General features: G+C 45.1%; 19 protein-coding genes. 6 read left to right on the forward strand and 13 right to left on the reverse strand.

The genetic code is table 11. The features are described from left to right. Positions 1 to 17 precede the first annotated feature (17 nt). The 4 genes from yajC to CBX98_RS19590 form a co-directional block, all read right to left on the reverse strand. On the reverse strand, positions 18 to 347 hold the full coding sequence (yajC, locus tag CBX98_RS19575) for a preprotein translocase subunit YajC (protein WP_005381725.1): 330 nt from the start codon (positions 345 to 347) through the stop codon (positions 18 to 20). Positions 348 to 513: 166 nt separating this feature from the next. Continuing rightward, positions 514 to 1,662 (reverse strand): tRNA guanosine(34) transglycosylase Tgt, encoded by a 1,149-nt coding sequence (gene tgt, locus CBX98_RS19580; RefSeq protein WP_005391577.1) that lies wholly within the window; start codon positions 1,660 to 1,662, stop codon positions 514 to 516. Between the two features lie 150 nt (positions 1,663 to 1,812). Next, a complete protein-coding gene (gene queA, locus CBX98_RS19585) occupies positions 1,813 to 2,865 on the reverse strand; it encodes a tRNA preQ1(34) S-adenosylmethionine ribosyltransferase-isomerase QueA (protein WP_046874341.1) in 1,053 nt (350 codons plus the stop codon). A gap of 270 nt (positions 2,866 to 3,135) precedes the next feature. Beyond that, complete coding sequence (locus CBX98_RS19590) at positions 3,136 to 4,302, reverse strand: serine protease (RefSeq protein ID WP_109170043.1); 1,167 nt, start codon at positions 4,300 to 4,302, stop codon at positions 3,136 to 3,138. Between the two features lie 323 nt (positions 4,303 to 4,625). Between CBX98_RS19590 and CBX98_RS19600 the strand changes: the two genes are divergently transcribed. After that, positions 4,626 to 5,075, forward strand: coding sequence for a CBS domain-containing protein (locus CBX98_RS19600; RefSeq protein ID WP_109170052.1), 450 nt, complete (start codon positions 4,626 to 4,628; stop codon positions 5,073 to 5,075). A 124-nt stretch (positions 5,076 to 5,199) separates the two neighbouring features. On the opposite strand, the gene aceA is transcribed toward CBX98_RS19600, so the two are convergent. The 3 genes from aceA to CBX98_RS19615 form a co-directional block, all read right to left on the reverse strand. Then, positions 5,200 to 6,513 (reverse strand): isocitrate lyase, encoded by a 1,314-nt coding sequence (aceA, locus tag CBX98_RS19605; RefSeq protein WP_005391585.1) that lies wholly within the window; start codon positions 6,511 to 6,513, stop codon positions 5,200 to 5,202. A 120-nt stretch (positions 6,514 to 6,633) separates the two neighbouring features. Then, positions 6,634 to 8,262, reverse strand: a complete 1,629-nt coding sequence (aceB, locus tag CBX98_RS19610) for a malate synthase A (RefSeq protein ID WP_172606001.1) — start codon at positions 8,260 to 8,262, stop codon at positions 6,634 to 6,636. A gap of 607 nt (positions 8,263 to 8,869) precedes the next feature. Further along, positions 8,870 to 9,775 (reverse strand): hydrogen peroxide-inducible genes activator, encoded by a 906-nt coding sequence (locus CBX98_RS19615; protein ID WP_005383681.1) that lies wholly within the window; start codon positions 9,773 to 9,775, stop codon positions 8,870 to 8,872. Positions 9,776 to 9,974: 199 nt separating this feature from the next. On the opposite strand from CBX98_RS19615, the gene CBX98_RS19620 reads away from it, so the two are divergent. The 3 genes from CBX98_RS19620 (at position 9,975) to ppk2 (ending at position 12,460) form a co-directional block, all read left to right on the forward strand. Beyond that, a complete protein-coding gene (locus CBX98_RS19620; RefSeq protein WP_005381738.1) occupies positions 9,975 to 10,586 on the forward strand; it encodes a peroxiredoxin C in 612 nt (203 codons plus the stop codon). 277 nt (positions 10,587 to 10,863) lie between these two features. Further along, positions 10,864 to 11,613, forward strand: a complete 750-nt coding sequence (locus CBX98_RS19625; RefSeq protein ID WP_172606002.1) for a copper homeostasis protein CutC — start codon at positions 10,864 to 10,866, stop codon at positions 11,611 to 11,613. Positions 11,614 to 11,683: 70 nt separating this feature from the next. After that, the gene (ppk2, locus tag CBX98_RS19630; RefSeq protein WP_109170046.1) at positions 11,684 to 12,460 is read left to right on the forward strand and encodes a polyphosphate kinase 2; all 777 of its coding nucleotides are present in this window, start codon (positions 11,684 to 11,686) and stop codon (positions 12,458 to 12,460) included. A 62-nt stretch (positions 12,461 to 12,522) separates the two neighbouring features. On the opposite strand, the gene phoU is transcribed toward ppk2, so the two are convergent. Genes phoU through CBX98_RS19650 form a run of 4 tightly spaced genes read right to left on the reverse strand, consistent with a single transcriptional unit; the run spans position 12,523 to position 17,981 of the window. After that, positions 12,523 to 13,221, reverse strand: a complete 699-nt coding sequence (phoU, locus tag CBX98_RS19635; RefSeq protein ID WP_005381744.1) for a phosphate signaling complex protein PhoU — start codon at positions 13,219 to 13,221, stop codon at positions 12,523 to 12,525. A 30-nt stretch (positions 13,222 to 13,251) separates the two neighbouring features. Then, the gene (pstB, locus tag CBX98_RS19640; protein ID WP_005381745.1) at positions 13,252 to 14,070 is read right to left on the reverse strand and encodes a phosphate ABC transporter ATP-binding protein PstB; all 819 of its coding nucleotides are present in this window, start codon (positions 14,068 to 14,070) and stop codon (positions 13,252 to 13,254) included. Positions 14,071 to 14,072: 2 nt separating this feature from the next. Next, a complete protein-coding gene (gene pstA, locus CBX98_RS19645; protein WP_109170047.1) occupies positions 14,073 to 15,746 on the reverse strand; it encodes a phosphate ABC transporter permease PstA in 1,674 nt (557 codons plus the stop codon). Between the two features lie 30 nt (positions 15,747 to 15,776). Then, the gene (locus CBX98_RS19650) at positions 15,777 to 17,981 is read right to left on the reverse strand and encodes an ABC transporter permease subunit (protein ID WP_109170048.1); all 2,205 of its coding nucleotides are present in this window, start codon (positions 17,979 to 17,981) and stop codon (positions 15,777 to 15,779) included. 207 nt (positions 17,982 to 18,188) lie between these two features. Here CBX98_RS19650 and ppk1 point away from each other — a divergent pair, with 207 nt between their 5' ends. After that, entirely contained in the window at positions 18,189 to 20,279 is a 2,091-nt protein-coding gene (gene ppk1, locus CBX98_RS19655; RefSeq protein WP_005391598.1) for a polyphosphate kinase 1, read from the forward strand. Then, entirely contained in the window at positions 20,263 to 21,768 is a 1,506-nt protein-coding gene (gene ppx / locus CBX98_RS19660) for an exopolyphosphatase (RefSeq protein ID WP_109170049.1), read from the forward strand. Before ppk1 ends, ppx begins: the two co-directional genes overlap by 17 nt. Before the next feature lie 34 nt (positions 21,769 to 21,802). Here ppx and CBX98_RS19665 read toward each other — a convergent pair whose 3' ends face one another. Next, complete coding sequence (locus CBX98_RS19665; protein WP_109170050.1) at positions 21,803 to 22,762, reverse strand: phosphate ABC transporter substrate-binding protein PstS family protein; 960 nt, start codon at positions 22,760 to 22,762, stop codon at positions 21,803 to 21,805. After that, complete coding sequence (gene phoR, locus CBX98_RS19670) at positions 22,762 to 24,060, reverse strand: phosphate regulon sensor histidine kinase PhoR (protein WP_048626037.1); 1,299 nt, start codon at positions 24,058 to 24,060, stop codon at positions 22,762 to 22,764. The genes CBX98_RS19665 and phoR overlap by 1 nt, the downstream gene beginning before the upstream one ends. Positions 24,061 to 24,078 lie beyond the last annotated feature (18 nt).

Genomic DNA, 24,078 nt, shown 5'->3' on the forward strand with positions numbered 1-24,078 from the left:
AGGATCCTTTAGCTGTTTTATAGAGACTTAAGCGTACCTTTTGGCAACACTGCAGTGATGAAGTCTTTCTTGATTACCACTTCATTGTTCGCGTTAAGCTCGATTGAAATGTAGTCATTGTCTTCAGCAATCTTAGTGATTTTACCCACTAGGCCACCGCTAGTTAGAACTTCGTCGCCTTTGCCCATAGAAGCCATTAGGTTCTTGTGCTCTTTTACACGTTTCGCTTGTGGGCGGTAAATCATGAAGTAAAAGATCACTGCGAACATGCCAAGCATGATTAGCATTTCAAAACCACCGCCTGCTGGCGCCCCTTCTGCTGCTGCGTGAGCCTGAGAAATAAACATTAAAACATCCTCATTATATTTTATTGATAATCCAACAAGTTGGGCTTTCGCATTTTAGATTCAAGTCTGAGAGTAACTAATAGCGATCACTCTCTCAAAAATAACGTGCGTTAGCCTACTTTATTAGCAAAAGCCTCTGGCGACATGCCAAAGGCTTTAATTCTTTTTAGTCCGTCAATGACTGTTCTTTTGCTAGTGGTGGCACTTCACGGCCACGACGCTCATAGAACTCGGTAACAAACTCATCAAAACGATCTTCATCAATCGCTTTACGAATACTTTCCATCAGACGCTGGTAGTAGCGTAGGTTGTGGATCGTATTCAGACGAGCACCCAGAATTTCATTACAACGCTCTAAGTGATGAAGGTACGATTTACTGTAGTTTTGACAAGTGTAACAGTCACAGTGCGGATCCAGCGGGGTTGTATCCGTTTTATGTTTCGCATTACGGATCTTGATCACACCACCAGTCACAAACAGGTGACCATTACGCGCGTTACGCGTTGGCATTACACAGTCAAACATGTCGATACCGCGGCGAACACCTTCAACCAAGTCTTCTGGTTTACCCACGCCCATTAGGTAGCGAGGTTTGTCTTCTGGAAGCTGCGGACAAGTGTGCTCAAGAATACGGTGCATGTCTTCTTTAGGCTCGCCTACTGCCAAGCCACCAACCGCGTAACCGTCAAAACCGATTTCCGTTAGACCTTTTACCGACACATCACGTAGATCTTCGTAAACACCACCTTGAACAATACCAAACAGGTTGTTCGGGTTTTCTAGCTTCTCGAAGTGATCACGTGAGCGCTGTGCCCAACGTAGTGACATTTCCATCGATTTCTTCGCTTCATCGTGTGTCGCTGGGTATGGCGTACACTCGTCAAAAATCATTACGATGTCAGAACCTAGGTCTTTTTGAATTTCCATCGACTTTTCTGCGTCCATGAAAATCTTGTCACCATTAACTGGGTTACGGAAGTGCACACCCTCTTCGGTAATAGTACGCATCTTGCCAAGGCTGAATACTTGGAAACCGCCTGAATCAGTAAGAATAGGACCGTGCCAGTTCATAAAATCATGCAAGTCGCCGTGCATTTTCATGACTTCTTGACCTGGACGCAGCCAAAGGTGGAACGTGTTACCTAGTAGGATTTCTGCGCCCGTACCTTTCACTTCTTCTGGCGTCATGCCTTTAACCGTACCGTAAGTACCAACTGGCATAAACGCTGGGGTTTGAACAGTGCCACGTTCGAAAGTCAGTTGACCACGACGCGCATTGCCGTTTTTCTTCTTAAGATCGAATTTTAATTTCACGATGCCTCCGGGTGTCAGAGAAACAGTCTGACTGAGTGTTTAGGGCTCTACCCTACTTTAAGGAGCGGTCGCTTTTCCTTGCGAGAGATAAAGCAGAGGTTCTGCTCTATTTCCTAGCTTACTGCTAGCACTCGTAAATCTTATTTTTTACTAAATCGTTTTCTTCTTGATGAACATTGAATCACCATATGAGAAAAAGCGATATTTGTTTTCTACCGCATGCTTGTAAGCATTCATGGTGTTCTCATAACCTGCAAATGCACTCACCAACATGATCAGTGTGGATTCTGGCAGGTGGAAATTGGTAATCAAGCAATCCACAAGCTGATATTCGTAGCCAGGAAAAATAAAGATTTCTGTATCACCAAAGAATGGGACCAACTCAGTCCCTTTTTTCAATGCGTCTTGCGCTGCGCTTTCAAGTGAGCGTACCGATGTAGTACCAACAGCAATAATTCGTCCACCGCGCGCTTTCGTCGCTTTAATTGCTTCGACGACTTCTTGCGGTACTTCTACGTACTCAGCGTGCATATGGTGATCGTTGATGTTTTCTACTTTTACTGGCTGGAATGTACCAGCACCAACGTGCAAAGTGACGTAAGCAAACTCTGCGCCTTTCGCTTTGATTTTCTCTAGTAGAACATCATCAAAATGAAGACCCGCTGTCGGCGCCGCTACTGCGCCTGGCTTCTGGTTATATACGGTTTGGTAACGCTCTTTATCTGCATCTTCATCTGGGCGGTCAATGTAAGGAGGAAGTGGCATGTGGCCGATTTCTTCCAAAATTTCTAATACCGTCTTATCAGCGTTAAATTTCAGTTCAAATAGAGCGTCATGACGCGCCACCATTTCTGCTGAGTATTCATCATTCTCGCCAACAATGATGGTTGTACCTGGTTTTGGAGATTTAGAGCAGCGAACGTGCGCGAGGATGCTTTTCTCGTCAAGCATGCGCTCCACCAGCACCTCTAGCTTACCACCCGACTCTTTACGACCAAAAAGACGAGCAGGTATAACACGAGTATTATTAAACACCACGAGATCACCGGGTTGAACTTGGCCCAATACATCAGTAAATGTGCCATCAATTAGCTCTCCGGTATTGCCGTCCATTTGTAATAGTCGGCTAGCGGTACGCTCTGGCTGAGGGTAACGAGCGATAAGTTCATCTGGAAGGTCGAAATGGAAATCTGATACTTGCATGTTACTTGTCTTATATATTGGTCAAATCACGTCTAGGACGACGATAAAATTGCGACGAGTTTTTCGCAGCAGACTAGTATATGTTTACATGCTGCAATAGCAAGCAAATCCCCAGAATATCACTGTAAAAGCCATGATGAAGAGTGTAATAAAACGTGAAAAACCGCGATCACTTGGCATTGTTTTTCAGTTTAAGCCGACAGAAATGGAACATTAAAAAGCAAAGCAGCGCATAACGCTGCTTACTCGTTTGGTATTCAAATCGCCCTATCAAGCCTCACGCCTTCGCCACCACGCCAAGGGTACGAATAGACCCAATAGCCACAGACCCAGACTGCCACCATCATCATCTGACCCTTTGAAATCACAGTTATTGGTTGCAATACCGTCGTGACACTCTTTATCTCCGCCGACTTCGTTATTAGCCTCTTTAATAAAGTTCGGTGCAATGATGTAGCTACTTGGTGGCGCATCGGCAGTAATGTAAGACTGTACCCAGTCGTAATATTGGCTCACCTTGGTGTAGAAGCTTGGAATAGTCAAAGAGCCACAAGTCGGAAGAATGAGAGGTCCACCGCTAACAATACCAATCTGTTTTCCCGTCGCCACATCGACCAGCGGCCCCCCACTGTCACCTTTACATGCAGAGTTGCCATATTGGGTGTGGCTATCCGGCTCTAATACTCGGTTTTTCGTTGGTAGCGTACAAATTTTGGTTTGGTTTTCTCTTGAGTCGATGATCCCCGGAAAACTGCTGCCAATTTCTAAACGCTCATAACATTTGTCGATGGGTAAAAATGTACTAATGGTGGTTTTGAGCGTATTGGAAGGTTCAGAAGCATCCGGCTGAGTGGTCCCCCACCCAAACACTTGCACATTTTCGACACGTTGATTGGTCAGGTAATTATCGTTCCAATCCGCAGCCAACCGCGCTTCGATACTCTCCATGTCGGCTTTGTTTGCTAAATCAGCAAAGCTCGCATTTGCCACTGGGCGCGTGAGATACAGCAACGCGATGTCTGAGTCTAAACCGGTTTGTATAGGTTTCACGTTACCATTACTGTCGGTCTCAGCTTTTGAAATCCGCGTGTAATCAGGGTGAACCACAACGTGAGACACCGGATAGAAGTTATCAAGCCCTGCTGAATTAAGTTCATGCACATTCGCATTCACCGACAACTCGCCCGGCGGGGTCACATAGTAGCTTGCTTCGTTCGTTCCCTGCCCCATTACCACGCAGTGTGCCGCAGTCAACACCCACTGCTCCGTCAGCATGGTGCCGCCACACAGTGGGAACTCTGCCATATTACTTGCTCGTAAAGTAACACGATCAACAGAGTCGGTTAGTTCATCTCCTAACACAATCGCCTGTGCTGATTGCACACTGAATGCCGCCACTGCCAGCGCAATGAGTTTGTTACACGTTGTTCTTTTCATTTAGGTTGCTGTCTTCAATTTGGTAAGCCTGAACGTATCTTCTTCGAGAGACGAATCTTGGAAAATCCAGCGAATAAAAATGTGCGATTCAATTCATTGGATTACCTTAGCGGTCCATTCAATATCAACCCAAAATGCCAACTGACTCGCACACAAACCTACTTATTCAAATTAATAAAAACGTCGATAAGACACAGATTACGCAGACAAAAAGAAGAGCAAGTGTATTGTGCTATTTAATTGATGAAAAACGAGTTAGCTCCCAGATATACAGAAAAATATTCTCTATATTTAAGAGAAGGACAATGCCGCTGGAGGTCTCTATGATCAAGGTTGAAGACATGATGACTCGTAATCCTCATACCTTACTGCGCACGCACACCTTGCGTGATGCAAAAAGCATGATGGATGCGCTTGATATTCGACATATTCCGGTTGTTGATGCCAATAACCACTTACAAGGCTTGGTGACTCAACGCGACATTCTTGCTGCTCAAGAATCGAGCTTGCACCCAGATGAGGCTGAACAATCTTTTACTCTAGATACACCGCTCTACGAAATGATACACACTAACATCATGACGGCCGAACCCATCGCGGGGCTTAAAGAGAGCGCTATCTACATGCAAAAGCACAAAGTTGGCTGTTTACCTGTTGTCACTAAGGGTCGATTGGTAGGCATCATTACTGACAGTGACTTTGTGACCATTGCGATTAACTTATTGGAACTGCAAGAAGAAGTGGAACCCGAAGAAATCGAGCCAGAAGAATAATACGCAAACGCGTTATCTTGGGTGTAAATTTCGTTTCTTAAACGTTTTAAACGAAAAAAGAGCGGCAGGGTTGCCGCTCAAAATGCCATTACTGACGCTGATTAAGGAAGTGTTTCTCTGCCAATTAGAATTGGTCTTCTTCGGTCGAACCTGTCAATGCGGTCACTGAAGAGTTACCACCTTGGATAGTATTGGTCATTCTATCGAAGTAACCTGTACCTACTTCTTGTTGGTGTGCAACAAATGTATAGCCTTTTTCTGCCGCCTGGAATTCAGGACGCTGAACTTTCTCAACATAATGACGCATACCTTCACCTTGAGCGTAAGCGTGTGCCAGTTCGAACATGTTGAACCACATGTTATGGATACCTGCTAGCGTGATGAATTGGTACTTGTAGCCCATGTCTGCCAACTCTTGTTGGAACTTAGCAATGGTTTCTGCATCTAGGTTCTTCTCCCAGTTGAAGGACGGCGAACAGTTGTACGCCAACAGTTGATCTGGGTATTCAGCGTGAATCGCTTCTGCAAACTTACGTGCTTCTTCCAAACATGGCGTCGCTGTTTCACACCAGATCAAATCTGCATACGGTGCGTAAGCTAGGCCGCGAGAGATGGCTTGGTCGATCCCAGCGCGAACGCGGTAGAAACCTTCTTGAGTACGCTCACCTTCAATAAAGTCTTTATCGTATGGGTCGCAATCTGAAGTAATGAGATCTGCCGCATTCGCATCAGTACGAGCAATAACCAAGGTTGTTGTACCCGCCACATCAGCAGCCAAACGAGCAGCAACCAGTTTTTGCACCGCTTCTTGCGTTGGAACTAATACCTTGCCGCCCATGTGGCCACACTTCTTCACCGATGCTAGCTGGTCTTCAAAGTGAACGCCCGCTGCGCCTGCCTCGATCATCGATTTCATGAGCTCGTAAGCGTTAAGCACACCACCAAAGCCTGCTTCAGCATCCGCTACGATAGGTAGGAAGTAATCAATACCACCTTCATCTTCAGGCGATTTACCTGCTGACCATTGGATTTGGTCTGCACGACGGAACGAGTTATTGATGCGTTTTACTACTGACGGTACAGAATCTACTGGGTATAGAGACTGGTCAGGATACATCGTCGAAGCGGTGTTGTTGTCCGCCGCTACCTGCCAACCAGATAGGTAAATCGCTTCAATACCAGCTTTAGCTTGTTGAACAGCTTGGCCGCCAGTTAACGCACCAAGACAGTTTACGTAACCTTTTTTCGCGCTACCGTTGACCAGTGACCAAAGTTTGTCTGCACCACGTTGTGCAATTGTGTTAGCTGGTACCATAGAGCCACGCAGTTCCACCACTTCCTCAGCAGTGTATGTACGCTTTACATTTTTCCAGCGCGGGTTAGTTGCCCAGTCTTTTTCCAGAGCTTCAATTTGTTGGCGGCGAGTTAAGTTAGTCATTGGTCTATCCCTCTTTATAATTTGCACTTTATGCGTGTGCGTTGAGTTTCCGTTCTCAGGCAGTACTTCCCTATCTGCCTTGAAAATCCTTCACGTTATTGGTGTTACAGTTATTCTTTATTAATCCAGGTAGTCATAACCAGGAACTGTTAAAAAGTTGGTCAGCTCATCGCTCGTAGTGAGCCTTGCCATCAAGTCTGCCGCTTCTTCAAATCGACCCGCTTGGTAGCGCTGCTCGCCAATTTCTTGTTTCACGACTTCAATCTCTTCTTTTAGATAGAGCTCGAACAGATCCTTAGTGACCTTCAATCCGTTGTCGAGCGACTTGCCGTGTTGAATCCATTGCCAGATAGAAGCGCGAGAGATTTCAGCTGTCGCCGCATCTTCCATCAAGCCATAAATCGGTACACAACCATTACCAGAAATCCAAGCTTCGATGTATTGCAGCGCAACACGAATATTGTGGCGCATTCCGGCTTCTGTACGCTCGCCTTCACAAGGCTCGAGTAGTTCAGCCGCTGTAATAGGTGCATCCTCTGAACGACTCACATCCAATTGATTGGTGCGCTCGCCCAGTACAGCACTAAAAACTTCCATCGCGGTGTCAGCCAAACCTGGATGAGCTACCCAAGTACCGTCATGACCGTTGTTTGCTTCTAGCGATTTGTCAGTCTGGATCTTGTCTAATACTTTTTGATTCTCTTGCGGGTCTTTCGCTGGGATAAAGGCGGCCATTCCTCCCATCGCGAAAGCACCTCGTTTATGACAAGTACGCACCAATAATCGCGAGTAAGCATTCAAGAATGGCTTGTCCATAGTGACCACTTGGCGATCTGGCAGTACGCGTTCAGGGTGCTTCTTCAAGGTTTTGATGTAGCTAAAGATGTAATCCCAGCGACCACAGTTCAAACCAACGATGTGTTCTTTTAGTGAGAACAGAATCTCATCCATTTCGAATACGGCTGGTAAGGTTTCAATCAGCACAGTCGCTTTGATGGTGCCTGTATCAAGACCGAAATAGTCTTCCGTGAAATGGAACACTTCGCTCCACCACTTCGCTTCGTGATGCGATTGCAGTTTTGGAATGTAGAAATAAGGGCCGCTGCCTTTTTGAAGTAACGCTTTGTAGTTGTTATAGAAGTACAGAGCGAAATCGAATAGCGCACCTGGAATGATCTGACCGTGCCACGTAACGTGTTTTTCTTTTAAATGAAGGCCGCGAACACGGCAGATCAACACCGCTGGGTCATCTTCCAGCTGATAATGCTTGCCATTGCCAGGGTTGGTGTAACTGATGGTGCCATTCACGGCATCGCGTAAATTCACTTGCCCATCCAGCACTTTACTCCATGCTGGAGACATTGAATCTTCGAAGTCTGCCATGAACACTTTTACATTCGAATTCAGTGCGTTAATCACCATCTTGCGATCAGTTGGTCCGGTAATCTCCACACGGCGATCTTGCAGATCTTGTGGGATTCCCAGGATCTTCCAGCTTCCTTCACGGATGTCTTGTGTCTCTGGTAAAAAGTCTGGCAGCTCACCTGCATCGATACGCGCTTGCTTCTCTTCTCGTGCTTCCATCAACTGCTCAACACGTCCAGCAAATTTTTCACACAGTAGAGATAAAAAGGTTTGGGCTTCAACAGGGAAAATTGCTTGATGTTCTGGAGCAACGACTCCATTCACCTCAAGCATGCCTTGGGTTTGCTTTAGTTGTTGTGTTTTTTGTTCTGTCTGAGCAAGCATAATCATTCATCCTTAACGTGCTTTATCCATCTTGGGCAGTCAGCGTAAAGCTACATTTGTAAGTTATGAACAACAAATTACATCCTTTAACTTTGTGTTCAACTCGTCTAGCCATGTCGATAGATTGCGTAATGTTATGTGTATTTTCAATCTAGACATAAGTCTTATCGGCCTTTTAAATAAGCTATCTCAACAAAGGGTTTAACGAAACCCCCAAGATAAACAAAACAGAAAATTCGAAGTTTTATTCGGCAGGGTAAAAACCGCCTATCGAACACCTATTTTTGTAATTTATTACGTAATTAAATTACATCAATTTTAAGGTCGATTTATCATTTCAAACGAGTGTATGAATATAGACTGGTAAACAAACGCCTTGTATTCACAAGGGCTGGCAAGGTGGATTCAAACAAGGGTCAAACAAGGCATACAAGGTTTTGTGTAAAATTAACATTGTGAAATTTCACTATTTTATGAAAGCTTCATCAAAGAAGAGCTGTAAAATTTTACAAGTCAAAGTTCACCAACAGAATAAAATACTAGAAAGCGCACTGTTTTCAGTGCGCTTTTAGATAAATAATGGAGATGTAGAGGCTAATACTAATAGCTAAAGCAGTTCGGAAACGACTTCTGCAAGCTGATTAAATGTTTTAGTTCTTGATGAACTCGGACGCCAAACTAAGCCAATTTCGCGATAGGCTTGCTTTCCTGGGGGATCGATCACGACTAAATTCTGGTTATGCAGCAGGCCGTGGTCGATAGCCATTTGAGGAATGAACGTTGTTCCCAAACCATTCGCAACCATTTGCACCAAAGTATGAAGGCTGGTTGCTGTAAACGGATTAATTTTTTCTTTATCTGTTAATTTACACGCTGATACCGCGTGTTCCGTTAAGCAATGCTCTTTCTCTAATAAAAAGACGGATTCGTCAGGTAAATCTGCGTAACGAATCGGCACAGGCACCGATTGGGCTTGATTCGCACTAATAACCATTCGAAACGGATCCTTACCCACCACTCGACTTTCCATACCGTCAATTTCCACTGGCAACGCTAAAATGAGCACATCCAACTCACCGTGTCTAAGCGCTTGAAGTAAGTTTGTTGTCGTGTCTTCTCTTAATAAAAGATTCAGTTGTGGGAAACGGTAGTTAACCTCTTGCACCAAATCACACAGTAAAAACGGAGCAATTGTTGGTATGCATCCCACTTTTAGCTGGCCTTGCATATCGTCGCCTTGGCACATACGTCCAAGCTCGACCAAATCTTGCCCTTTTGCTAACAGCTCTCGCCCCTGCTTTACTACCATTTCTCCCGTTTGGGTAAAAACCAGTGGACTTTTCTTGTCTTTCTTTTCATATAATGGACAACCAATCAATTCCTCTAAGTTTTGAATACCTTTACTTAAAGTCGACTGACTGACAAAACAACGCTCTGCAGCGTCACTAAAATGTCTTGTTTCATGCAGTGTGACTAAGTAGTGCAACTGCTTCAAACTGGGCCATTTATTCATAATTGTATTTGTATCTACCGCCGTTCCAGTGATCGAGTTTAGAGTTTTGCTATTATCGTTTTTTTCGATTAACTCAATCTATTTATTTCGCTTTTTTCAATACTACAATCTGTACTATAGTTTGTCTCGTACAAACACGGACCAAACCGACACAACTGAATTCGGTTTGGAACTAACCATACTTTTTAGGAGCAAAAAAATGGTACTAGTAGGTCGTCAAGCCCCTGATTTTACTGCAGCAGCTGTTCTAGGTAACGGTGAAATCGTTGAAAACTTCAACTTTGCAGAGTTCACTAAAGGTAAGAAAGCAGTAGTATTCTTCTACCCACTAGATTTCACTTTCGTTTGCCCATCTGAGCTAATCGCATTCGACAACCGTCTAGCTGATTTCCAAGCTAAAGGTGTTGAAGTAATCGGTGTTTCTATCGATTCTCAGTTCTCTCACAACGCATGGCGTAACACTGCTATCGAAGATGGCGGTATCGGTCAAGTTAAGTACCCACTAGTTGCTGACGTTAAGCACGAAATCTGTAAAGCTTACGACGTTGAGCACCCAGAAGCAGGCGTTGCTTTCCGTGGTTCTTTCCTAATCGACGAAGAAGGCGTTGTACGTCACCAAGTAGTTAACGACCTACCTCTAGGCCGTAACATCGACGAAATGCTACGCATGGTTGACGCTCTTAACTTCCACCAGAAGCACGGCGAAGTATGTCCTGCACAATGGGAAGAAGGTAAAGCAGGTATGGACGCATCTCCAAAAGGTGTTGCAGCGTTCCTATCTGAGCACGCAGCTGACCTAGGCAAAAAATAATAGACCTTCACCCTAGCTCAACGGGTGTGATGGTTGGATGTATATAAAGCAAAAAGCTAATGCGGAAAACCGCAAACGCCAATCAGTCTAAGTAAAGTCCTATCAAAGCCCAGAGCAAATGCTCTGGGCTTTCTTTTACCTTCAGATAAACCGCCAAAATGAGGTAACGCTGCAGCGTAAACTTTACCTCTATTTCTCATGCCCTCCATACAGATTCTGCTTACTGGCCCTGTTAATATCTTAGCCACAACACTTATTTGTAACGTTAGCAGGATAAATGAACGTGGTTACTCACCTAGAAGTCTGTATCGATAATATTGAATCTCTGCACTACGCCATTGCTGGCGGCGCCACTCGGATTGAGCTTTGCTCCTCTTTGGCTTTAGGCGGACTAACACCCAGTTATGGCTTTATGCAGCAAGCGGCTAAGCTTTCTAGTGTTCCAGTTTATGCCATGATCCGCCCACGCCAAGGTGACTTCTTCTACAATGAAGAAGAGATCGAAATGATGCGGTGGGATATTGAAGCGGCTCACCAATCGGGCTTGGATGGTGTGGTTTTAGGTGTACTCACTCAAGAGGGGGATATTCACATGCCCTTTGCAACAGCACTGTGCGAATTCGCACAGGAATTAGGGCTGGGCATAACGTTCCATCGTGCTTTTGATCAATGTAGAAACGCTCAATCAGCATTGGAAGAGGTCATCAGTTTGGGCTGCGAACGCATTCTCACTTCAGGGCTCGCACCTTCTGCGCCAGCAGGCCAGAAAGTACTTAAATCTCTTGTTGAACAAGCCCAAGGACGCATTGCAATCATGGCGGGTGCTGGCGTTAATGCGAGTAACGTACGTGCATTAGTAGAAGACACTCAGGTTCCTGAAATCCATTTGTCAGGCAAAACGACTCGACCGAGTAAAATGACCTTTATTGCTGAACAAAGCAAAATGGGCGCAACTGATGTCGATGATTTCTTAATCCCCATCACAAGTACACAAGCCATTACCGATGTCGTAGCAACTCTCAAATAGACCACCGCAACCTCACACGCATAGCTTTTGAGTGCTAACATATTGTTTATCAAGGAGTGAGGAAAGATGTATGTCTAAATTGAAGAAAAAGGAATACGAAAAGGAGCTCAAAAACCTTCAAGTTGAGCTCGTAAAACTTCAAGAGTGGGTCAAACACAAAGGGTTAAAAGTGGTGGTTCTGTTTGAAGGCCGTGATGCTGCGGGCAAAGGCGGGGTGATAAAGCGAATTACAGAAAAGCTAAACCCGCGTGTTTGTCGCGTAGTGGCTCTGCCTGCACCGACAGAAAAAGAAAAAACGCAATGGTACTTCCAACGTTACGTCGCTCATTTGCCATCTGCTGGTGAAATCGTTTTATTTGACCGAAGTTGGTATAACCGAGCGGGTGTCGAAAAAGTCATGGGGTTCTGTACTCCAGACGAATACGAGGAGTTTTTACGCTCTTGCCCTGAATTCGAGAGAATGTTGCAACGCTCTGGGATTATTCTGATTAAGTATTGGTTTTCGGTTTCAGACGAAGAGCAGGAAAAACGTTTTCTAGGTCGAATTAATACGCCGATCAAACGTTGGAAATTCAGCCCAATGGATTTAGAGTCACGTCATCGCTGGGCGGAGTATTCGGAATCAAAAGATAAGATGTTTGCCTATACAGACACGAAAAACTGCCCTTGGTGGGTCGTCCCTTCTGATGACAAAAAGAAAGCGCGCTTGAACTGTATCAGTCATTTACTAAGCCAGATTGATTACAAAGCACTTGAGTACTCACCCATCGAATTACCTGAACTCAATAAAGAAGGTTATGTCAGAGCGCCCATTGATGATCAGACCTTCGTGCCCGATAAATATTGACGTGCTTTCCCTCTCCCTAATAAATAGACCAGCCTAAAAGCTGGTCTATTTATTGAAATCAGTTACTTCAGTACGTCATCAATGCTTTGATCACCTAGATGGCGTACATCTTTCCCTTTCACGAAGTAAATAATGTATTCACAGATGTTCTGGCAACGGTCCCCCACGCGTTCAATGGCACGTGCAGACCACATCACTTGCAGAATATTGGGGATATTTTTTGGGTCTTCCATCATGTAGGTCATCAACTGACGAATTACCGCTTCATATTCGGCGTCTAGCTTGTCATCTTGTTTGTGCACCTCTGCTGCCGCTTCTACATCCATGCGGGCAAACGCATCCAAAACCTGATGCAGCATATTAATTGCCTGACGGCAGAGAGGCTCTAACGACACTTGGAACTGTCGTTCTTTTGATGATGGGCTTTCAATGGCAACGTAAGCAATGCGTGTCGCCACGTCACCGATACGTTCTAAATCAGTGATCGTTTTGATGATAGCCATGATTAAGCGCAAGTCTTTTGCCGTTGGCTGACGCTTAGCAATAATGCGTGTGCAGGCGTCATCAATCGAGACTTCCATCGCATTCACTTTATGATCGTCACGCACAACCTTACGCGCCAGTTCGATATCTTCTTTATGCAAGGCTTGAATAGCATACGAAAGCTGCTGTTCTACCAAGCCACCCATGGTTAATACATGAGTACGAATCGATTCTAGCTCTACGTTAAATTGTCCTGAAATATGACGTCCAAAGTGCATGATGTTCCTTATTCCGTATAGAGTCGCGACTTAACCGTATCGACCCGTAATGTAATCTTCGGTCTGTTTCTTCATTGGCGAGGTGAAGATCGAGTCCGCGTCAGAGTATTCAATTAACTTACCCATATGAATGAATGCGGTGTGATCACTCACTCGCGCCGCTTGCTGCATGTTATGGGTAACGATAACGACAGTATATTGAGTCTTAAGCTCATTGATAAGCTCTTCAATAGTTAAAGTTGAGATTGGATCCAACGCTGATGTCGGCTCATCCAATAACAGGACTTCCGGCTCAATCGCCACCGCGCGCGCAATGACCAAGCGCTGTTGCTGACCACCAGATAAACCAAATGCGTTCTCATGCAAGCGGTCTTTTACCTCATCCCACAACGCCGCCGAGCGCAAGGATCGCTCCACTGCGTCATCTAAACTGCGGCTGTTTTTTACACCTTGTAAGCGTAAGCCATAAACTACGTTTTCATAAATAGACTTAGGAAATGGATTGGGTCTTTGAAACACCATCCCCACTCGGCGTCGAAGTGTCGCAACATCGACATTAGGATGATAAACATTCTTGCCATGTAGACGCACTTTGCCTGTGACTCGACACCCTTCCACTAAGTCGTTCATGCGATTGATGCAACGTAATAACGTCGACTTTCCACACCCTGAAGGACCGATAAAAGCGGTGACTCGCCCTTTGGGAATTCGCATCGAAATATCATGCAGCGCCTGAGTTTGACCATAGAACAGATTAAGGTTCTCGATTGAGATTGCTGTTTGTTCATCCGTTAAATTATGAACGTCCAATGGTGGCTCATAACCTAATGTACTATCAAAATTAAACATACTTAATCTTGTCCTAACGTTCTGTATTTTTCTCGTAAATTATTGCGAATACTGATTGCTGTTAAGTTTAGCCCGACAATCACTGTCACGAGTAAGAAAGAGGTAGCATAAACTAATGGTCGCGCCGCTTCGATGTTGGAGGTTTGAAAGCCAACATCGTAAATGTGAAAACCTAAATGCATGAACTTTCTATCCAAATGCACATAAGGGAATTGCCCGTCAACCGGTAAACTGGATGCCAATTTCACGACCCCCACCAGCATCAGTGGCGCTACTTCGCCAGCTGCACGTGCAATCGCAAGGATCAACCCTGTGATAATAGCTGGCGTCGCCATAGGCAAAACCACACGCCATAGGGTTTCGAACTGAGTTGCACCAAGCGCCAGAGAACCATGTCGTACTGAACTCGGAATACGAGTTAAACCTTCTTCTGTCGTCACAATCACAACCGGAAGCGTCAACACGGCAAGGGTTAATGCGGACCATAACAAACCCGGCGTACCAAAGGTTGGCGCCGGTAACTTTTCCGCATAGAATACGTTGTCGATAGAGGCACCAATCGTATAAACAAAGAAGCCTAAACCAAATACGCCATAAACAATCGATGGAACACCCGCTAGGTTTATAACCGCAATACGAATAACCCTGGTTAGAGCGTTATTCTTAGCGTATTCATGCAGATAGATAGCAGCGATCACCCCAAGTGGCATCACAATGATCGACATGATAAGTACTAAGAAAACCGTACCAAATATCGCAGGGAACACGCCTCCTTCAGAGTTCGACTCTCTTGGATCTTCAGATAAAAACTTCCAAACCTGTTTTCCCCAATGCATGACTTTATCAGGCAATGACATTTGGTTTGGATACCAGTAGTCCAAAATATCTTCGAGCGGAATCGATACTTGTGACCCCGTCATATCCTCGACAATCAAGGCATAGTCAGAGAGCTGAAGTCGTAAACCATCAAGTTGCAAATCTAACGTCGCAAGCGCTTTTTCTATCTGCTCTTTTTTCGTCTGGTTTTCGTTTAAAAAGCTTTCTGTCAGCGTGTCATTCAACTCATGCTTACGCTTATCTAATCGCAACTGCTCTAGCTTCCAACCAAGCTCTTTAAGCTGATCGACCACCAAAGAATCAATCTCATGCCGCAGAGTTTCTGCATCATCAAGCTTTTTATTTAGTACCGATTGAATATCACTGGTGTATATATTATCGCCATCTTGAAACGCCACCAGCTTACCAAAGAAATAACCACCGCTACTGCGCTCTATCACCGCCCACTCTTTTGGCGTCGTGGGCTCATCCAACTGCATTTGCAATACGGAGATAAAATCGGCGGGATACAACTCTCGGTTAGCGATTTTGATACTGAGTCGCGTGGCAAAGTCGTCATCGTCTTCTAACTGCTGTGCTGCGCTTTCAGGCAGATAACTCTTCGGTACAAAGCTGCGTTCATACACTTGACCAATCAGAATAGTATTTTCATGTAGCACTTCGCCTTGTACAGGGGTCAGCGCTGCAACATTCCACTGATACAAGGGAGCTGGCCAAAAGTAAGTCAGGCCTTTCCAGCCGATAAGGAGTAACAACCCTAATACCGACAACAAACTGATGCTGACTGCACCGCCTGTTAGCCATATCCACGGTGCGCCAGAACGAATCCAATTTAACACGTCATTACTCGCTCTTTATTCAAACCATTATTACAACGCACGGTACTTATCTCTCAGTCTTTGACGAACCCACTCCGCAAGCGCGTTTACTGCAAACGTAAACACAAACAAAATCAATGCAGCTAGGAACAATAGACGATAATGCGAACTTCCAACTTCGGACTCTGGCAACTCAACGGCGATGGTTGCTGACAGGCTGCGTAATCCTTCCAAAATATTCCAATCCATTAATGGCGTATTGCCCGTTGCCATTAACACAATCATGGTTTCACCAACAGCGCGTCCCAGCCCCATCATAATGGCAGAAAAAATACCCGGGCTTGCGGTAAGCAAGACAACATAGATTAAAGTTTGCCAAGGCGTGGCCCCTAATGCCAAAGAGCCATCCGATAAATGCTTCGGCACAGAGAAAATGGCATCTTCAGCGATGGTAAAAATCGTCGGGATAACAGCAAACCCCATCGCTAACCCCACCACCAATGCATTACGTTGATCGTAACCAATGCCATGCTCGGTTAAGAACAAGCGCATATCGCCACCAAAGAACGTCTGCTCAATCGTAGGCGAAATCCACACTCCAAGCCCAATCAGTACCAATATGACAGGCATGAGCACTAAAGCATGCCAACCATTAGGCAGACGATTTCGCAAAGGTTGCGGTATTAACGCCCATAACCCGCCCATAATCATGGTGCTCAAGGGCAAAACAAACAGCATGACGACGATCGTAATCAGGTGGTCTTCGACAATAGGGGCGAACCACAACCCCGCGAGGAAACCAATGATCACCGTCGGCAGTGCTTCCATTAGCTCAATCGACGGTTTTACGACACGACGCATGCGTGGTGACATAAAGTACGCCGTATAAATAGCACCTAACACTGCGAGCGGTACTGAAAACAGCATCGCAAACATCGCCGCTTTTATCGTCCCAAACGCAATAGGTACTAGGCTGAACTTAGCCTCAAAGTTATCGCTCGCCGAAGTCGATTGCCACACATATTCAGGCTCAGGATACCCTTCGTACCACACTTCTTGCCATAATGAGGACAATGAAATTTCCGGATAGGCATTGTCCACTTCCGCAACATTTAACGCATTATTTTGCCAAGTGATTAAGTAGCGTTCATTGTTAGACATTGCTGCGATTGCGGGCGCTTGATTGTACGCACGCTTAAACAACACCAGTTTTTCACTGGTTGTATAATGGCTTTGCAACGTGCCGTTGGTGTAAAAGCTATAAAATCCTTTGCGATGAGAATCCGGCAACAAATACTTAAGCTCTGATGCCAATTTAAAATCACGAATATGCGTTAACGTGCGTCTCTCTTCTTGCAGCGTGTCAAACCATTGCGACACCCGACCATCGTTGTGTGTCACCAAAAGCGAGTAAGCACCAGCCAGTAGGTCCATTGTACGAACGGAGTGCTTCTTATCACCTTGAGTGAGGTCGACCACCTCTCGCACAGCAAATTTACGTGCGGTTTTCTTTAATACGATCAACTCAGAGCCATCGCGCAAATAAAGCGTTTCACCATCAGGTGTCAATAACATTTGCTGAGGTGCATCAAAGCCTGAAGAGAACGTAAAATCGATCGTTGTCGGAGGCGTACCCAAAGACGAAGCCACTTGCCAACGAGCCTTCACTTCACCGCTTTGTGTCTGCCAAACAATTGTTGGTAAGGGCGTTGAAGCTGCAAACACAAACTGAGTCACAGGATCTTGAGGCGTACTCAGCGTCAGATCCATGCTGGTGTCTAGCTCAATCACTTCCGGAGGACGTGTATTTTCTCTCAACGTGGCATTAAATTCAGGCTTGAAAAGGTGCGCTTTACCCTGCCCATCAACAAACCCATACCAACCTAGTCCAGGAGCAGATTGAGAGAAAGCGACGGGTTCCTGGACGATTTGCTGTTTATACACCGCAGGTTTCGTAGGATCGTCCATCGACAAATATTGAATCTCACCACTTTGGGTTAGAACGAACGCGAGCTGAGCGTAATCATCCACCGAAATCGCCAGTGGTGTTTCAATATGGGTGGCTCGAATGGCTTGGTTGGTTTTGATCTCCGCATCAGAAAAAAGCGGAATGATCACCATGGCGAGGTAGACAAAGATCAAAATAAGCGCCGCGAGAACGCCGACACCACCGGATGTCACTGCAAGTCGAACTAAACGATCTTTTATCAGTCGTTTCTTATCTTTTTCCTGCAATGAAAACTCGGCTTGTGCCATTTAAATCTCTACCTTTTTTGACTTAGTACTAGAATATGTCGTTAAGATGACAATTATATTACAGATCACATTAAACACCTGAAAAGAATACAACTCTTATGCAATGCGTGGTATGAAATAAATCTGTAATGAAAATCTCATAATGTTCTCACTCATCCATTTTTCCAAGATGAGTACGTATTACTTCAATTTTGGCTAGGTAAGGTTATGAGCGCAGAAAAACTATATATAGAAAAAGAACTTAGTTGGTTGTCTTTCAACGAACGAGTATTACAAGAAGCTGCCGATAAAACCGTCCCTTTGATCGAACGTATTCGCTTTCTTGGGATCTTTTCCAACAATTTAGATGAATTTTACAAAGTACGCTTTGCTGACGTGAAGCGCAGAATCCTAATCAGCCAAGAGCGCGGTGGCAGCGATAGCCCTAAACGACTGTTAACCAAAATGCAGTCGAAAGCACTCAAGCTTAACGAACAATTTGATGAGCTTTACAGCGAATTGATTCGAGAAATGGCGCGACGTCGCATTTTCTTGGTCAACGAACAACAACTGGATGAATCGCAACAAAAGTGGATCGCGAAATACTTCCGTAGAGAGGTCATGCCGCATATCACTCCTCTGCTAATGAAAGACGAGATCGATGTTCTGCAATTTCTCAAAGACGAGTACGCTTACATCGCTGTAGAGCTACGTAAAGAAGAGCATTACCAGTACGCTCTGATCGAAATTCCGACCGATCACCTTCCCCGCTTTGTGATGGTACCAGAACAGAAAGGAAAGCGTCGAAAAACCATCATCTTACTTGATAATATTATCCGCCACTGTTTGGATGAGCTGTTCAAAGGCTTTTTTGATTATGATGAGCTTAGCGGCTATGCGATGAAAATGACGCGTGACGCCGAATACGATTTACGCAACGAAATCGAATACAGCTTGCTCGAACAAATGTCTGAAGGTGTCAATCAGCGACTGACAGCAAAGCCCGTTCGCTTCGTCTACGAACGTGATATGCCGCCCCAAATGCTAGAGTTTCTTTGTAACAAGCTCAATATCTCTAATTACGATAACCTTATTCCCGGCGGCCGCTATCACAATTTTAAAGACTTCATTGCGTTTCCAAATGTTGGGCGAGAGTACCTTGAAAATAAACCGCTTCCGCCAATGAAATGCGCCGATTTCGAAGGTTACGCTAACAGCTTTGATGCGATTAAAGCGAAAGATATTCTACTCTATTACCCCTACCACACTTTTGACCACATTAGTGAGTTGGTGCGCCAAGCCTCCTTCGATCCGAAAGTACTTAGTATCAAGATTAACATTTATCGCGTCGCGAAAGATTCTCGCTTGATGAACTCATTAATTGATGCGGTGCACAACGGCAAAAATGTCACAGTGGTCGTGGAGCTGCAGGCTCGCTTTGATGAAGAAGCCAATATCGAATGGTCAAAAGTGTTGACCGAAGCTGGTGTGCACGTCATCTTCGGAGCGCCTGGCCTTAAGATTCACTCAAAGCTACTGATGATCAGTCGCCGTGAAGGTGAAGAAATTATTCGCTACGCGCACATCGGCACAGGCAACTTCCATGAGAAGACGGCACGAATTTATACCGACTTCTCTCTCCTTACCGCAGATCAAGAAATCACTAACGAAGTTCGTAATGTCTTCGGTTATATTGAGAATCCATACCGCCCAGTGAAGTTCAACCACCTCATGGTATCTCCACGTAATTCTCGAACCCAAATCTACCGCTTAATTGATAATGAAATTGCGAATGCCAAGCTAGGAAAGAAAGCCGCTCTTACGATCAAGGTCAATAACCTAGTCGATAAGGGCATCGTCAATAAGCTATATGGAGCAAGTACGGCGGGAGTGAAAATAAATATGATCATTCGCGGCATGTGCTCATTAGTACCGGGCATTGAGGGGATCAGCGACAATATTCGCATCATCAGTATTGTTGACCGCTTTTTGGAACACCCACGCGTGGTGATTACCCATAACGATGGCGATCCGCAAGTCTATATCTCTTCTGCTGACTGGATGACAAGAAATATCGATCACCGCATTGAGGTGGCGGCGCCAGTCCGTGATCCACGTTTGAAACAGAGAATTATTGATATAACGAATATCCATTTTACCGATACAGTAAAGGCTCGTTTTATAGATAAGGAAATGAGCAACGCTTATGTACCACGAGGTAATCGCAAAAAAGTTCGTTCTCAAATCGCTATCTATGACTATCTTAAAAATATAGAAAAGCAAACTAGAAAACAAAATTCAGATGCCTCAAATACTTGAACAAGATACTCGCTACATTGCCGCGATAGACCTCGGCTCAAACAGTTTCCACATGGTGGTGGCCAAGGTTGTAGGCAGTGACTTACAACTGGTTAGCCGTCATAAACAGCGTGTTCGCTTAGCATCAGGACTCGACAGTGAATTGAACTTAAGTCATTCCGCGATGGAACGTGCGTTAGAGTGCTTAGCCATGTTCGCTGAGAGACTGCAAGGGCTTGATGAGTCGAATGTGCGTATCGCCGCGACACACACACTAAGACGCGCTAAAAATGCTCATCTATTCATTGAGCGTGCGAAAGAAGTGATGCCCTTCCCAATAGAAATCATCCCAGGGGAAGAAGAAGCCCGCTTGATTTACTTAGGTGTCGCTCACACTCAAGTAGAGTCAAACTCCAAGTTGGTCGTTGATATTGGCGGCGGCAGTACCGAAATGATCATTGGACAAGAGTTTGAACCTGAGCTTCTCAACAGTAAACAGATGGGATGCGTCAGCTTTACAGAGCAATATTTTAAAAACGGCAAACTGTCTGGGAAAAACTTTAATAAAGCGATGTTAGCCGCCGAGCAAAAACTCGAGTCCATCGCTTCAGCATACCGTAAAAAAGGCTGGGATATCGCTCTCGGCTCCTCAGGAACCATCAAAGCGATTCAAGAAGTGCTAGTAGCATTAGGTTTTGAAGATGGCCTGATCACCGCGAAGAGACTGGACACGCTTATTGAAACTCTGTGTAATTTTGATTCAATTGAAGAGATTGAACTGACAGGTTTAACAGAAGAACGTAAGCCCGTATTCGCGGCAGGCGTGGCGATTTTGTCCGCAATTTTCAAAGCACTCCGCATTGAGCAGATGTTTTTCTCCGATGGTGCTCTGCGCGAAGGTCTGTTGTACGAAATGGAAGAGCGTTTTGCGCGCTCCGATATACGTATGCGCACAACTGAAAATTTAGCCAACAAACACCGGGTTGACTTAGAGCATGCTGCTCGTGTTAAAGGCCATGCACGTGAGATGTTATGTCAGGTGCGCTCTGAACTAGGCATTAAGAAAAAGAGTGAGTTATTTGACTTACTAGAATGGGCAGCATTGCTTCATGAAGTCGGATTAAGTATCAATTTACGTAGCTTCCATCGCCACTCTTTCTATATTCTGTTGCATTCCACTCTACAAGGCTTCAACCGTGAACAGCAATTAGTGCTCGCAACATTAGCCCGCTTCCAACGCAAAGCACTTAAACTGCAAGAACTGCCAGTTTTCAACCTCTACAAACAAAGTGACGTGATAAGCCTCATCAAAATATTACGACTTTCTATCGTATTAAATGGACAGCGTAACGAAGATCCATTGCCTGACATCACTTTATCCATCAAAAATGATGAATGGATTCTTACGTGCACAGATAAAGCATGGCTAGAAAACAACAAATTGCTTCATGCTGATTTACAGGAAGAACAAGAACGTTGGGACAGCGCGAAGTGGACACTCACTTTCTGATCTCGTGCTGTTCATACCTAAACAAAAAGTCGGCTTACAGGCCGACTTTTTTTAATTCTTCTTCTGCAAAATCTGCTGTAATGGGCACATAGCCATCTTTCTCAACCAACGCTTGCCCCTGAGCGGAGAAAATAAAGCGAATAAACTCAGCTTCAATTGGTGTTAATGGGTAATCCGGGTGCTTATTTACATATACATATAAGTAACGTGATAGTGGGTACTTACCACTAACAATATGTTCTCGCGTTGGCGTCACATAGTCATTCCCCGTTTTTGCCACCGGAACTAAGCGTACGCCTGCTACTCGATAACCAACACCAGAATAGCCAACTCCACTGATAGTAGAGGCAACAGCTTGCACAACTGACGCTGAGCCTGGCTGCTCGTTAACTCGGGTTTTAAAGTCGCCGCCACATAAGGCATTGCTTTTGAAGTAACCATAAGTTCCAGAAACGGAGTTACGACCAAACAACTGTACGTTGCGCTTTGCCCACTGTGATTCAAGACCGAGTTGCTGCCAGTTCGTGATAAATTGACTTTCACCACAGCGTAGCGTGGCAGAAAACAAAGCATCTAACTGACTAAAGTTAAGCCCTTGAATTGGATTGTCTTGATGAACAAAAATACCGATAGCATCGATGGCCACCCTAAGCGCCGTTGGCTTGTAACCATGTTCACGTTCAAACGCTTCAACCTCTCTTAAACGCATAGGGCGGCTCATGGGACCAAACTGAGCTGTTTGTTCGGTCAATGCTGGAGGGGCAGTAGAAGAGCCAGATGCTTGGACTTGCGCATTAATATTCGGGTAAATGGATTTAAACTCTTCAACCCAAAGCGTTGTCATACCCGCAAGTGTATCGGAGCCAACAGAGAGCAAGTTCCCGACAATCCCCGTCGTTTTATGATAAGTCGGCAATGGTTTATCTTGAGCGGCAGCCATAAAAGAACAAACAAGCGCGAATAAACTGAATGTTTTTGCCAATCGTAAAGCCATTATTTCACCACCAAACGCTCAGGCAATACGAAAGAAAACTTACTGCCCACACCTACTTCACTGTGAATTTCTAAATGAGAGTCATGGTGACTCAGCGCGTGTTTTACAATGGCTAGCCCTAAACCACTTCCACCAGTATCACGTGATCTTGCTTTATCCACTCGATAAAAACGCTCAGTAAGTCGATGGAGGTGCTGAGGTTCAATACCATCACCACTATCTTCCACCTCTAAGCATGCGCCTTGAGAGGTCTGGAACCAACGAACATTAATGTTCGCACCAGGCGGTGTGTATTTGACAGCATTATAAACGAGGTTAGAGATAGCACTACGTAACTGGTCATCATCGCCCAGTACGCGTAGGCTAGCATCAACATCAAATTTCAATTTATGTTGGTTGTCCCCGCTAAGGCTGACCGCCTCTTTTTCTAGCACTTCGAGCATCGCAGGTACATTCACGACATCTTCAAGCTCATGCATAGGTGCCGCTTCAATTTTAGATAGCGTCAGTAGTTGGTTCACCAAACTGTTCATGCGGTTGAGCTGCTCCGTCATAACACCATGCGCTTTGCTCCACATTGGGCCCACAACCATGTCAGGGTCTTCTGTCATCTCTAAATAACCTTGTAGCACCGTCATTGGTGTACGCAGTTCATGAGAAACGTTAGCAAAGAAGTTGCGGCGCATTCCCTCAAGTTGTTTTAACTGGCTAACATCACGCACCACCATCAAATGTTCACCTTCGGTATACGGTACGATACGTAGTTCTAGCATGCGTTCGACATTGAGTGGTGAACGCATTTCCAATGGCTCAGAGAAGTCTTTCTTGTTGAGGTACTTGATAAAGTCAGGCGTACGGATGAGGTTGGAGATAGGTTGACCAGAATCTTCTGGCCAATGGAAACCCAATAAGTGTTGAGCCAGTTTGTTACACCAAACGATATTGCCTTCAGCACGGAACACCACGACGGCATCGGGTAACGATTCCGCACCATTTCTGAATCGGCGAATGAGATTAGTAAGCTCTTTGCGTTTACGACGTTGGCGCTGCTGTAAGCGATACAAGCCATTGAACAAAGATTCCCAGTTACCGCTACCAGACGGTGGCGTGAGGCGCTTTTCATCCCATAACCAAGAAGATAAACGTACTTGGTTATGCAAATGCCACACAAGCTGCAATGCCGTAGCAGCCAAAAGCAACCACGGCATATAACCGAATATCCAACCTACTATCACCCATGGGGTGTAAAAAAAAGCCAGCTCCCAGGCCAGCTTTTTCCACGTTAATCTTTCAACCACTCATAACTCCAGAAATGG

This window comes from Vibrio sp. T9, from assembly GCF_003123985.1.
In the GTDB taxonomy this organism is placed as follows: Bacteria; Pseudomonadota; Gammaproteobacteria; order Enterobacterales; family Vibrionaceae; genus Vibrio; species Vibrio diabolicus.